General features: G+C 45.6%; 7 protein-coding genes. All 7 read right to left on the bottom strand.

Annotated features, from left to right (window positions below):
* Window position 1 precedes the first annotated feature (1 nt).
* Window positions 2–484 (bottom strand): hypothetical protein, encoded by a 483-nt coding sequence (locus AC07M6_RS07965; protein ID WP_494888473.1) that lies wholly within the window; start codon window positions 482–484, stop codon window positions 2–4.
* A 173-nt stretch (window positions 485–657) separates the two neighbouring features.
* Window positions 658–1,722 carry an arabinan endo-1,5-alpha-L-arabinosidase gene (locus AC07M6_RS07960; protein ID WP_494888472.1) on the bottom strand — a complete coding sequence of 355 codons (1,065 nt, stop codon included), beginning with the start codon at window positions 1,720–1,722 and terminating at the stop codon, window positions 658–660.
* A gap of 30 nt (window positions 1,723–1,752) precedes the next feature.
* The gene (locus tag AC07M6_RS07955; protein ID WP_494888471.1) at window positions 1,753–3,660 is read right to left on the bottom strand and encodes a rhamnogalacturonan lyase; all 1,908 of its coding nucleotides are present in this window, start codon (window positions 3,658–3,660) and stop codon (window positions 1,753–1,755) included.
* Window positions 3,660–5,615: a rhamnogalacturonan lyase gene (locus tag AC07M6_RS07950; protein ID WP_494888470.1), complete on the bottom strand. Its 1,956-nt coding sequence runs from the start codon at window positions 5,613–5,615 to the stop codon at window positions 3,660–3,662. Before AC07M6_RS07950 ends, AC07M6_RS07955 begins: the two co-directional genes overlap by 1 nt.
* 117 nt (window positions 5,616–5,732) lie before the next feature.
* Window positions 5,733–8,423 (bottom strand): glycoside hydrolase family 2 protein, encoded by a 2,691-nt coding sequence (locus AC07M6_RS07945; protein WP_494888469.1) that lies wholly within the window; start codon window positions 8,421–8,423, stop codon window positions 5,733–5,735.
* A gap of 297 nt (window positions 8,424–8,720) precedes the next feature.
* Window positions 8,721–10,505 (bottom strand): RagB/SusD family nutrient uptake outer membrane protein, encoded by a 1,785-nt coding sequence (locus AC07M6_RS07940; RefSeq protein ID WP_494888468.1) that lies wholly within the window; start codon window positions 10,503–10,505, stop codon window positions 8,721–8,723.
* Between the two features lie 22 nt (window positions 10,506–10,527).
* Window positions 10,528–13,752, bottom strand: coding sequence for a SusC/RagA family TonB-linked outer membrane protein (locus AC07M6_RS07935; RefSeq protein ID WP_494888467.1), 3,225 nt, complete (start codon window positions 13,750–13,752; stop codon window positions 10,528–10,530).
* Between the last annotated feature and the right edge of the window lie 13 nt (window positions 13,753–13,765).

The raw sequence follows: 13,765 nt of genomic DNA, 5'->3' as shown, positions 1-13,765 counted from the left end.
ACTACTTTTGTCGCGTTGGTACAGCATTACGCACCGGGCGAACAGGGTTTGCAGTCCGGAAAGTAAGGACTTCATTTGTACCGTTATTACCGGTAACCGGTTTTCCATCCCGGTTCAGCACCTGTACGCTCCAGGCATATTTTTTTCCGGCGGCGAACGGAGTATTTACGGTTAGATATATTGTACTGTCTTTCTCAAAAAAGGGTTTATTGGTACGGACAAAGCTGGCACTGTCCTTTTCGAAGAAGGGTTTATTTGATCTGAGCGCCTGTTCAGGCGACTGATCGCCAATGATTTCCACTATTTTGATTTTATAGGTTTGCCCGCTTGTGGCTGTAATGGGCGGCTTCCAGTTAAATATCATTCGCTCGTTTGGCTCCACCGTGCCGCCGTTTGCCGGAACTACAAGGATCCGTTTTGAAGTTTGCGCGGCGGCATTAACCGCAACTACAATGAACATGAAGAACAAAAATCTTTTTAGCATGACGAAGGCGTTTAGATGAATAATAAATAAATGTAATAATTAATTACTTCATTTACTGTTATTTAGTTTGTGCCACCTCCACTATCAGATTAATAATTTTAATTAAGCCTGTTTACACTTAGCGCAGATGCGCAAGAATAAGCATCATGAAAAAACGAGCAGTTTTTCTGCAATTACTTACCAATAAACAATTTCTTTTCGAAAGCCGGCATTTTAAACAGGGCATCATTGGGGTTTAAACTTGGCCAGCCATCTTTATCCATATACAGCGGCTTAATGTTTAAAAGCGATTGCCCCTCGAAGGTGCGGGTATAGGCATGATAAACCAAATAAGTGGTATCGCCCTGTGCAAAAAAACCGTTATGGCCACGGCCCGGTTCGTCATAATCGCCGGCTAAAAATACGGTGTAATCGTTATCTGTCCACTTTTTACCTTCTTTTGTCAGGTAAGGGCCTTTAATCGTTTTTGCGCGGCCTACAACAATTTGGTAAGTGCTTTGCAAACCGGCGCAACATTTCCCGCGCGAAGCGAAAATGTAATAGTAGTCCGGACCTTTAATAATAAAAGTACCCTCGCCCAATTTGGTGGTGAGAATGGTTAATTCGGGTTTATCGGTAAATGGTTTACCGGTTTTAGGGTTAAGCTCCAGCAAGCGCAATCCCCCTTTGTACGATCCATAGGCCAGGTACTCCTTGCCATCCTTATCAGCGAAAAAATTTGGGTCTATCACATTTACGCTGTCGCCGCCGTTTCTAAAATCTACTACTTTACCTTCATCTACCCATTTATAGTTGGGGTTATTACGGTCTAATGTAACGTTGGTTGCATAACCCACACTCGAATTAAAATTCATCCAGGCAGATACGGAATAGTATAAATGATACTTGCCATTGGCATAATGAATATCCGGTGCCCACAGGCCTACCTTACCGGGGATATCATTATTCCACCAGCTAAACTTAGCATCCCGATCGAACACGCTGCCGGCGCTTGTCCAATTGATCATATCTTTCGATGTTTTCATGCTCATGCCGGTGGTTAACACATAATAGGTATCACCGGCCTTTATCATCCCCGGATCATGCGCGGCAAGGTTACCGGTTAAGCCATTATTGGTGATGATCCTGTCCGGTCGGGGGCCCCGGTTTTGCGGCGCAGCAGCAGGCGGCGTGGTTTGCGCCATAGTAACCATCGCTGAAAGCGCCATAACCAACTGTATCTTAAAATATCTTTTCATCGCTGCATTCCTTGTTATGCTTTCAGTGATTTATTTCTTAGCGGTTTGTTTGCCTTTATATTTTATCAATGTGATATTTGGTTTTGGCGGTGGTTGCATATCATCGCCCATGTAAAAACCGGTATGCGGCGGTTGGTTGTAAGCTACGTTTTGCCAGGCTATGCTTAAACGGTATTGCGGGTCGTGCATAAAGGTATATAGCCTGTGGGTAGTGGGTATAGTTGTGGTAAATATGCGTAATTCCTTGCCGTCGGCGGTGCGGTAAATAGCTTCTTCACGCCAGTCACCCAAAATATCGGCTGATAAACCGGGTGTAGATTTTGTTCCGTTATTGGACAAGCAATTGTATTGCCTCGTATTGATCAGGTTAACCGGTCGTTCGTTCAGAAAATCCCATTTATCAATACTGGTGCCGTTCAACAGTTCACTTTGCAAATCGCCATCCCAAAAAATTCCAAAGTTTACAGATGGGTTCCTTTCGGATATTTTATTGCCTTTGGCATCCCACATACCTGTTAATCCCGCGCCGGCAACCCAGCATTCCGATCCACGGTATCTTGGATCAACGTTCAAAGCTAATGCCCGGCCCGGGCCTTCCCCATCTCCGCCTGCTTTTATAGATGCCTTTTTCCAAAGCACCTCGCCGGTACGTGCATCTCTGAAATTGGCTCCCGCGTCCGAAAAACGTTCCTGCGTATCAAAAACTTCCAGACCGGGCCTGTCGGGGTCAAGGTCGCCAACGTGCAGCGCATCAGCATGGCCAATACGGGTTGAATATAATCCTTCGCCATTATCGTCCAGTGTCATGGCGCCAAAAATAATCTCATCCTTGCCATCACCATCCACATCGGCAATACTCAGGTTATGGTTTCCCTGGCCCGAGTATGGGTTCGACCGGTCCTTACTATCAAAGGCCCAGCGTTTGGTCAGTTTGCCGCCTTTCCAATCGAAGGCGGTTATAAAGGTGCGGGTATAATACCCACGACTCATGATCAGGCTGGGATGCACACCATCTAAATAGGCTACCGCGGCCAAAAACCTGTCCATACGATTACCATAACCATCGCCCCACATATCTTTCAATTGTTGGGTGGTGGGGTTCAGATTATCAGGATAGCGTTGCGGCACAAAATCGATAGTAGACATTGCAGCACCTGTCATACCATTAAATATAGTCAGGTACTCAGGGCCCGAAAGGATATAGCCCTGGCTGTTACGCCAATCTTTGGTGCTGTCGCCAATTACTTTACCAAGACCGTCAACGGTACCGTCGGCAGTTTTGCAGGCCAGTTCGGCCCGGCCGTCGCCATCAAAATCGTATACCATAAACTGGGTATAATGCGCCCCTTCACGGATATTAATGCCCAAATTGATCGTCCATAGTAGTGTGCCGTCTAACTTATAAGCCTGCAATATGGGTTTATCTGTAAAGCCAGCCTGCGAGTTATCGTGCGCCCGGCCCACCTGGTGCAGTATAATTTCGTATTCGCCATCACCATCCAGGTCGGCCACCGAAATATCGTTTGGCGCGTAGCCCGCCGGTGTTTGCAGCGGTACCGACAAATAAGGTTGCACAGGTGCATTTGCAGCTAAGGTAAATGCCTCGCTTTGAGCCTGCTCCTTGCCTTTTAGCACCGGTTTTACGTAATAGGCGTTTGCCTGGGTAAAATCAACCTTAGCATCCGAAAAAATGGTTGCGCCTGTTACCGGTGTTTTATTGAGCTTTACCGGCGCTGCGCTCCCTGTTTTACGGTAAAGGTTAAAGGCCATATCATCTGGGTCGGTGCCCAGTACCCGCCAACTGACAAATACACTATCACCGGGCTGATGAATAGCTACCACACCCCTGCCCAGGTATTCCATCTGGCGCTGGGCCATAAGTGATTTGCCTGTTATCAACAGGGCAATCACAATCATCAAACGGCTAATCGGCTTCATTACTTTTTAGTTGGTTTTACTAAAACAATGTTTGGTTTGGGCAAAGTTTTCATGCCGAATCCCAAATAAAAACCCACATGCGGCGGCTGGTTATAGCCCGAATTTTGCCAGGCTATGGCATCGCGGTATTGCGGATCGTGCATGAGGGTATAGATCTTATGTGTGGTTGGGATAACGGTAGTATAAATGCGCAGACTTTGGTTATCGGCGCTGCGCAGTATCACTTCTTCGCGCCAGTCGCCAAACAGGTCGGCGCTTAAAGCCGGGGTTGATTTTGAACCATTGTTAGATACAGCGCCCGTAGCGGTGAAAATGCGGCCTTTGCCGTATTTATCAATATGGTTACCATCCAGCAGTTCACGGCTCAGGTCGGCATCCCACCAACAAAGAAAATTGACAGAGGCCGGTCTGCCGCCTATCTTATTGCCCTGCAGATCCATCAGATCGGAACCATTCCACCACATTTGTGCGCCTACGCGGGTAGTGTCAATATTTTCAGCAACTCCCCTGCCCAAATCTTCGTCCATGTGCCCTTTAAACAGTGTTTCACCGGTTTGGGCGGCATAAACAGTAGCGCCGGGGCCTTTGGTATTATCTTCTATCTCGTGGATACCAAACACCTCCAGCCCGGGATGATTGGGATCAAGATCGGATACATGCAGGGCATCGCCATGGCGATAGCCGGTTGCAAATAAGCCCTTTCCATCATCATCCACCACCATCGATCCATATACAATTTCATCCTTGCCGTCTCCGTCTACATCAGCAACGCTTACCGTATGATAGCCCTGGCCCGAGTACGGGTTCTCGCTATCCTTACTGTCAAATACCCAGCGCGAGGTAAGCTTACCACCACGCCAATCCCAGGCGGCCAACACACTACGGCCATAATAGCCGCGGCACATCACCACACTTGGGTGGATACCATCCAAATAAGCTACACAGGCGTTGAAACGATCTACACGGTTACCGGTATTATCGCTACCGCCATTGCCGCCATGCCCGCTCCAGCCATCGGTTGGGTAACGGTTAGGGATATAATCGGTAGTAGCCAAAGCCTCGCCGGTTTTGCCGCTGAAGATGGTGAAGTACTCGGGGCCGTCCAGTATTTTACCGTAAAAAGTATTCCGGGGTTCAACATTGGTACGGCGCCAGTGTTTGGTCGAATCGCCAATTACTTTACCCTTGCCATCTATTGTGCCATCAGCGGTTTTACAGGCAAATTCGGCTATGCCGTCGCCATCCTGGTCAAAAACAATAAACTGCGTATAATGCGCGCCTTCGCGGATATTTTGGCCCAGGTTAATCTGCCATAACAATGTGCCATCCATTTTATAGGCCTGGAAGATGGGGGCATCTGTTAAGCCCGGCGATGGCGTATCGCGGCCGCGGCCTGTTTGATGCAATACAATATCATATTCGCCGTCACCATCCAAATCCCCTACCGATACATCATTAGGTGTGTAACCAGTCGGTGTTTTTAAGGGTATATTGAGGTATTGTTGTACCGGTGCATTTGCGGCAAGTGTAAATGGTTTGCTGGCCGCCTGCTCAACACCACCGGCAACCACTTTTACAAAATAAGCGTTCGGCTGAGTAAAATCAACCTTGGTATCTACATAGTTGGTGCTTTCGGTAATTGGTTTTTTATTCAGCTTTACCGGTGTGGAGCTTCCGGTTTTACGATAAAGATTGAAGGCGATATTCTGCGGTTCGGTACCCAGCATACGCCAGCCAACGTAAACAGAATCGGCACCTTTATGTACAGCTATCATTCCGCGACCAAGGTTTTCCATCTGGCGGGGGGCGGTTACTTTTGTTACCTTTTTTGCCGGCAGATTAAGCACCGCTGGCCCGGGCCCTTGTGCATAAGCTGCAAAACAAGCAGAGAGGCCGATAAATGAAAGCACACCGGCTTTCATTACTTTCGATGGTAAAAAGTAAAATTTTCTCATAAGTTTCTTATCGCGCAGGGCGCGGGATTGGTTTATATCGGTATAACTCCTGCCTAATTAAAGGCAAGAGTTTAATTTTAAGTACGATATACCACAGGACTTTTCAGCCTGTGCTAATTATTTACTTACAGGGCCCGCTAACTGCTGCGCTTGCGTAAGCGATAAGCCATCACTAATGTTCACCGCTTTCGAATCAACTTTAAGCGTAGCGCTGGCAAGCCCCGGCCTTGAAGCGGTTATGGTAATTGTACCCGCTTTTTGCGTTGAACGGATAGCCACACGGTTAATGCCGCATTCGGTATCCAGGTAAAGGTTATTGGTGGTATTTAGTTTACCAGCATTAAACCCGCCGCGCCATATAACCGGTCCGTTTACGGTAAAATCCACTTTAGCTTCATCGGTTGGGCAACGGCGGCCTTTGGCATCAACCACTTCAAAATCTATCAGGGCTACATCGCTGCCGTCGGCCATTAAGCCTTGCGGCCCGGTGTGCAGTGTTAACTTAATGGATTTAGCCTCGCCTGCTGTTTGTATTTCCTGCTGTGCAACCACTTTCCCGGCTTTAGTAGCTACAGCTTTAATGGTGCCCGGTACAAATGCCACATTAGGGAAAGCATAAATGCAACCCGTGTTATCGTCAGACGGGCGCTCCATCACAGGTGCACCTGTACGGTTAATGGTATCTTTAAACACGGTTGGTTTGGTTTGTACGCCTAACGATTTGCCGTTGACAAACAACTCTACCTTATCACAATTTGACGCGGCCACATACATGGCTTTTTTAGTACCGGCCGGATAGTTCCAATGGCCGATAATATGCAGGTCAGGCTGCTCGTTTTGCATTACCCGCGATACGTAGTACATGGATTTTGGGATACGTACCCCATCAACCTTACCGCTTACACGCAGCACATAACTGCCCTGCTGACGCCCATCGGCGTTTGAATCGGAGAAATAGATAGAGCAGTAAGCAGCCCATTTGGAATGCGCCGGATCGGTATTACTGATCTTATTAGTGATATAGCTATTGTACCGTGTAGCGCCAGCCAATGCAAATGTTTCCGAATTCCAGTGCCAGGTATCCACAGCACGCCCATCTGAACCTGTACCCGCTTTGGGTTTAAACCCAAAATGAGGCGGCGAGTAATCGTCCCAAACGTTACGACCAGCCTCGTCTCGGAAATCCTCGGTTTCTATTAGCGGGGCCTTATCGCGGCGCGATATACTATAACCCCTGAAGATATCATCGCCAGACACCCTATCGGTTTGCGGGGCCTGCCCTATCATTACTCCATAAAACTCGGACATCGGTGTTAAAGCTTTGTTGGCTTCGGATAAATCATTGTCACGGGTACCCATTACACGGTCGCCGTGCGGGTCAAGCTCTTTACGCAGGGCTACCATCTGCACCATTTGTTCGGGCGCTACAATGGTATTGCCTGCTTCCCAGAAAAATATACTTGGGCTATTGCGATAAAATATCATAGTGGCACGCATTACTTCTACCCGCTGCTCCCATTGGCGGCCGGTTACCATGCGCTCTTTATCCCCGGCAGGGCAAACCTGCACAATGCCAAAACGGTCGCATGCCGAAACATCGGCCCTTTGGGGTGCAACGTGCATCCAGCGCAGATAATTTGCATTACTTTCGCGCATCATGGATATGGTATAATCGTGCATCCAGTCGGGATATCCGCCGCCGAGACCAGCCCAATCATCAGCCGAACGCTGCGCATAACCTGTAAGCCAAACAAAACGGCCATTTAACCATACGCCCCCTGTGCCTACACCACCCTTAAATTCCACTTTACGGAAACCTGTTTTGGTGTTGCAAACATCTACCACCTTGCCATTTACGCTTAATATGGAATATACGTTGTACAGGTAAGGATCTTTTACATCCCAAAAACGGGCATCGGTAAGGGTACCTTCAGCGGTAAATACTTCTTTTTGCCCGGCTACCAGATCGGATGTATTACCTTCCAGTTTGGCGCGGACTACCCCATCGGCATCAACCACAATAGCCGATAAGGTGATAGAGGCATAATCGCCTACCATTTCGTTTGATACTTCGGCTTCTACTTTTATGGTGGCTGTTTTTTTCTTCAGGTCGATATCTTCGGGATAAACGTATACGCCGGTAGTTTTCAGGTTATTAAATAATGGCAAAGTTTGATATACCTTGCCGGTAACTATCAGGAATGCATCGCGGTTAAGGCCGCCAAAATTGGGGTTAAAATCTTTTGAATTCCATTGAAAAGCAGTACCTGTTTCTTCCTCTTTATAATTGGTACTGTTATCTACTTTTACAGCAATCACGTTATCCTGCCCGCCAAAGTTTACAGCCGCGGTAATATCCAGGCCAACAGCGGTAACGCCATTTTCGTATTTACCAATTGGTTTACCATTTAAAAAGAAACGGCCTGCCTGGCGCATGCCATCAAACTGCAGGAATATTTTTTGCCCGTCGGCGCTTTTGGGTAATTTAAAGTGTTTGCGATACCAGCCAATGCCCAGCATTTTTTCGCTTTGGTCGCCCCCACCATGACTGATATAGGCACGGTAAGTATCGGTCTCGTTCCATGTATGCGGCAGGCTGACACCAGTCCACGCGGCATCGTCAAAACCGGATTGGTCGGCCCCGGTTGCATCGCCAAAAGTAAAGCGCCAGCCCGAATTGAAATTATAGGTAGCACGCGGCGAAGCGGGTGGCTGAAATGCAGCCGGCTTAGCAACAGTTTGAGCGGCCGCATTTTGATACACAGCCGATGTGATGATTAATAATAAGGCAAAAAGATATCTTTTCATTTTGATGATCGATGTTTTGGATATAAGAAAAACCAAAAATGATGGCTTTAATTGGTGAATTAAAAATGAGAAAACTAAGCGGGGAAACTATCCCGTACCATCCCGCAATTTTGAGCTGCCGTATTAAAAAAACAGCCAAAAATAGTATTTAAAGGGCCTTTTTGGTTATTTTATCTATTAAAAGTAATACACATGTTACATAGTGTTGCAAGGTTAATGTTGTTTCATCATACACCATCAACAAAAAAGCGGCCCATGTTAAACAGGGGCCGCTTTTTGTTAGCAATATTGATATGATTACAACTTAAATGGCATATACCAGCCATTAGGATCCATCAGTTTAGCGCGTACGCTTGAAGCTGCAGGATTACCTTCTTTTAGTAATTTATTATAAACTTTATCGGCCAGGTAAGCTGGATCGCCACGGCGGCGTGCTATACGTACCAGATCACCCCAGCGGAAACCTTCGAAAGAGGTTTCGCGGGCGGCTTCATCAATAATAGCATTTTCTAAAGTTATTTTATCATTATATGTCGAAGCCGGCAGTGGCACCAAATTAGCCCTGCTACGGGTACCCACCTGGCGATACCATATACCATGATAGTTTTGCGGGCCACCTGAACGGCCATCCATATCGTACGGCGCGGGCAGGAATGTTTGCATGGTATTAGTACGATCGGAAGGTAATGGATTTGGGGCAAACACGTTACCTACACCTATGTTAAGCAAGGCATAACCCAGTTTTAACTGATTATCGTTACAAGCAGATTCGGCAAAGCGATTTGACAGAACACCGGTACGGTATAGCAACCAGTAACCCGGCTTTTGCAATACGTTCACCGGCAAAAACGAGCTATTATCAAGATAGTAGTAAAGCTGCTTCATGATAACAGGCTGACCGGCAACAGTACGTACAGCAATGCGGCCGCGGGCATCATAAGGGAAGCCGTTATTTTGCACTTGTGAATTCCAGCTATCTAACATGGTTTGTGATACCGTTAACTGATAATTACCACCCTGGTTTGAAAACAGGCTAATAAATGGATTAACCGGTGCAAATGCTGTGCTGAAAGGTAAACGCCATATTAATTCGGACCGTGAGTTTGTACTTACAGTAGGATCGGCAAACATTTGCCTCCAGCCGGTAACGTTATTATCGTTTAACGGGCTTTCTGTTTGATTGGGGTTTGGCGTACCGCTTGGATTGCCATAACTTACGTTCATGTTATCATAACAAGCTTTAAACTGCTCGTACGTGGTAAAATCGGCGGGATTATTATTTGATGTAATAGGCCCTATATCAGATATTGTACGATAAGCGGTAGATGCTATATTATAGTTTCCTTTCCATAAGTTGATATCGCCTTTAAGCGCGTATTTATTGATGAAGAACAAGCTGGAACCCTGACCATCAACAGTTACGTTTAATGATGAACTTGCAGAACCGGTAATAGGGTCGGTAGCAGAATAAGTATTCAGATAACGAACCGGATCGTTCATAAAAGCAGCCAGTTTATCAAGAAGCTGATCAAAGGTTATTTTGGGGAACTTAGTAGCATCATTCAAATCGGTAATATTTGATATCGGGTCGGTTACATATGGTACTGATCCGTACTGAATACCAACCTGCAAGTATAACCAGCAACGCAATGCGCCGATATCCGAGTAGCGCTGTTGGTAATCAATAGGTTTAAGCTTACCTGTTTTCAGCATATCATCAAAATGATATAAAGCATCATTACAATTCAGGATAAGTTTGTACCATGGTTTTGGATCGGCCCATGGGTTATCTACCGTTTCGGTATGTGTATTTAGCTGTTTAAGATATATATCAGCATTGGCCGTTGGGCTCATTAAATCAGCACGCAACTCATTCAATACAATATATCGGTCTGCCAGGCTTAAAAATTGCCCGTAAATACCTACCACAGCGGCATTGGCATCAAATACGTTCTGATAAGCATTCTCGGCATCAACCTGGTTTTTAGCAGGCATATCAAACACTTTTTTGCACGAAAAAGTGGTTACCAGGCAACATACCAGGCAAGTTCTATAAATCAATTTAAATGAAACTCTTTTCATAATCTATCAGTCAAATTTATAATTATATACCAATGCGTAACCCTAACTGCACTGTTTTAAACTGCGGCTCAAGTGTATTATCAATTCCTTGTAACAATACGTTCTCGTTAGCAGCAAATTCCGGATCGTAGCCTAAATAACGTGTAAAGGTTAACAGGTTATTACCGGTGGCATATACTTTTATGTATTTAAAGTATTTGTATTTCATAGGCACATCATAACTAATGGTTAGGGTGCGCAGGCGCATGTACGATCCGTCTTCTATCCAGCGGTCAGAGAAACTGGAGTTGCCCGTTGGGTCGCCGTATGATGCCCTTGGTATGTTGGTGATCTGCCCATCTGCACGCCACCTGTTGTTAATCGCCAGGGTTTGGTTGTACGGGCTATTTTCGGCCTCTAACTGACGGCGGGTGTAGTTATACACTTTATTACCTTTAGAAAAGGTAAACAACGCATTCAGGTTTAACCTTTTATAGGTAAAGCCTGTTGTTATGCCACCTGTATAATCAGGATTGGGGTCGCCTATTTCCTGGCGGTCATTTGCATCAATAATTTTATCGCCGTTAACATCTACAAAGCGCATATCGCCGCCTTGCTGGGCAACTAAGTTACCGCTGGCGTTCCTTACGCTTATCCCTGCTGATGCAGCTTCGGCATTTGAACTATACACTCCGTTTGTACGGTAGCCATAAAATATACCGGCCGGCCGGCCTTCGGCTGTCCTGATGGTTGCGCCGGCGTACTGGTTTAACAACGGACTGCCTGGCAAAGTTGTAATTTTATTATGGTACGATGCGATATTAAAACCAAGATCCCATTTAAACTTAGGCGTACTGATCACACGGCCGCTGATGCTTAATTCAACACCGTTTGTTTGCATGGCGCCGCTATTGGTTATCGCATAAACTATACCTGAATAACTTGGTGCAGCCGACTGCGTGATCATATGGTCGGTTTTGTTTTTATAATAATCAGCTGTAATGTTTAACCTTTCCTGGAAGAAAGACGCGTCTATACCAATATCCAGTTTTTTGCTAACTTCCCATTGCAGGGCAGGGTTACCAAAGTTGGCCCTAACCAAGCCTTGTAAACCAAGCAGGTTTTGCGAGATATAGTACTGGCGGGCTGTATAATTACCAATATCATCGTTTCCGGTAAGGCCATAGCTTGCCCTTACTTTCAGCAACTCAATAAATTTAACGTTAGCCATAAACTTTTCGGATGATACTACCCACGCGGCTGATCCCGAAGGCAGTACCGCATAGTTAACACCACCTACTTTTAAGGCGCCCGGAATATTAGTACCAAAGCGGGACGAAGCATCAACCGCTAAATTAAATCCAAAAATGTATTTATTGTATAATTGGTAACTGGTATTAAAGTAGTTATTCAGCCATCGCGACGAGCCAACATCACCGCCTGTTACACGCAGTGCCGGGTTACCGGTGTTAACGCTCACTAACTGGTCAATGGCCGAGTTGTAGCCTAAGTTAACATTGTAGTTGGTGTTTGATTGTGTAAACCTGGTCCCTAAAAATGCGCTTAGCGTATGTATACGGTTAAAAGTACGGTTATATGACAGATAGGTATCGCTGTATATACTAAATAAACGCTGCACCTGGCTACCTAAGCGGCTATCGGCAATAGCGCCTGTAGATAAGGTATCATCTGTTACACCGGTTCGTGGGATAAATGTGCTTTCGCGAATTTTATCAGCAGTTACACCGATAAGTGTTTGGGCTGCCAGGTACTTGTTGATCTGGTATTTGAAATTGAAATTACCAAAGAAACGGTAGTTTTGATTAAACTCCTGAGATTTAAGCGAAACAACAGCGGGGTTACTATAACCAAACACATCCACATCGGCCTGGTTAGGCGATTCGATGCCCTGCGCGTTAACTTGCTGAACACGCAATAGCGGAGATTTGATCAATCCTAAATAAATAGGGTTTGTTTTGCTTGATAAACCCTGGTCTTTCAAATTCTGCTCGTTATAAGCAAAAGAGAGGCTGGTGTTAATTGTAAAGTTCTTGCTTACGTTTAGGTTACCGTTAAACCTTGTACTGTATTTAGTTAAATCGGTTAACTGGGTAATTCCTTTATTACCGCCGTAATCCAGTGCCAATACGTAAGTTGCAATATCATCACCACCAGATACACGCATATTGATATTTTTGTTGTATCCGTTTTTAAAGGTTTGTTTTTGCCAGTCTGTATTGTTGTGGTAGCTGTAATAAGTTGGGTTACTTACATTATCGTTCATATAAGGTTGCGCGGCAATCTGATCGGACGTTTGTCCGCTGGTGCGCAATACATCTGATAAATAGGTACGATAATCAGCCGACTGCATCATGGGCAGCAGGTTACTTTGAGGCATATAATTATAGCCGCCATATACGCCCAGGTCAATTTTTGTAGCCAGATCCGGGTGATTATTGGTTGTTATTAAAATTACGCCATTGGCACCTTTAGTACCATAAATACCAGCCGATGCATCTTTCAGGATGGTGTAATTATCAACATCGTGCATATCAAGGCTTCCGTATGGGTTATGGATATGCCCGGCAATAATGGAGTTGCCGTAGTGATAAGTATCATATATCATACCATCAACTACCAGTAAAGGCGCGTTGCTGCCATACAATGAATTATATCCGCGTAAAAACAAGTTTGCGCCAATATTAGGGGTACCCGAGCGGCGTACAACTTTTAAACCGGCAACTTTGCCCTGCAAATATGAATCGGGAGTTTCCAGGCTGGTTGCATCCCATGCCCCTAAGGTATTGATATTAGAAACAGAGCCTGATTGCCGTGTAACAGCAACTTTATTAAACGGCATCTTTGCCTCATCGTATATCGAATTGAAAGATTCTTCAAAAAGCAATACATCAGGAAGCACCTTTCGGCCCTTTACCGGAACTTCTTTTTGCTGATAACCTTGCCCTGTTACCATAAGCACTACATCGTAGTTAGGTACGGTAACTGTAAAACGGCCACGATCGTCGGTAATGGCATTTGAGTATAGTGGTATACCTACGCTGATACCTGAAACTGGCTTGCCGGTAGACGCGTCCTTTACAACACCACTTATCTTGTCGCCTTTAGCTTTAGCAACCGAATCTTGTTTATAGCGGGCAATACTATCAGCTAACCGAACCGATATACCATCTGTTTGTGCCATAGCTTTTATGCCGCCAAACAGGCATAAAAAAAGCAGCAAACCAATTGATTTAGTAAAATTTTGCATATTTTAGGTTAAA

This window comes from Mucilaginibacter sp. GW821-FHT07H05, assembly GCF_059418485.1.
Note: the sequence above shows the minus strand (reverse complement) of the source record. Positions and strands in the feature narration are given on the sequence as shown.